Origin of the sequence: Rugosimonospora africana (assembly GCF_016862975.1) — a bacterium.
Classification (GTDB): Bacteria; Actinomycetota; Actinomycetes; order Mycobacteriales; family Micromonosporaceae; genus Rugosimonospora; species Rugosimonospora africana.
Window position 1 is genome coordinate 1 of sequence record NZ_BONZ01000209.1, and the last position, 567, is coordinate 567.

The window sequence follows — 567 nt, forward strand, 5'->3', positions numbered from 1 at the left end:
TACGCATACCCGCGGCAGCAACCCACACGGCGTCCACGAACTTCGACTGGGCCAAGGTGGTGCTCGCCGACGGGAACTGGCCGGTGTGTGGCAATAACGTGACCGTGCTGACCCAGTGGATGACCAACGAGGAACCGCCCAGCGACTGGTGGAACCGCAACAACCCACTCAACAACGGTGACGGCTCCGGCGGCGGCGCCGGGCTGGGCAGCTACGACAACCTCGTCACCGCCGCCCACTACGTCGCGCACAACATCACCGTCAACCCGTCCTGGTACGGAGCCATCGACTCGGATCTGGCCGCCTGCGCGTCGCCCGGCACCACCGCGGCGGCCATCTGGAACTCACCGTGGGCCAGCAGCCACTACGGCTACGGCAGCAACTGGTACTCGGGGACAGTCAACGCCTACGCCGCACCCGCCAGCAACTGGGGCCCGAACCCGCCGGCTGTTCCGGATTGAGCAGCGCAGGACCGAAGGGCACCAGCGCCGCCAGCGCGGGCCGGGCGACGCCCAGCACATCGTGCACACGTCAACGATCGGAGAGCGTCATGTGGAGCATGAGAAC

At 67.5% G+C, this 567-nt stretch carries 1 protein-coding gene; it reads left to right on the forward strand.

Features of this window, described 5'->3' with window-relative positions:
• Positions 1 to 461 (forward strand): hypothetical protein (locus tag Raf01_RS49260; protein ID WP_203925094.1); only part of this gene is annotated, 461 nt, incomplete at its 5' end.
• Between the last annotated feature and the right edge of the window lie 106 nt (positions 462 to 567).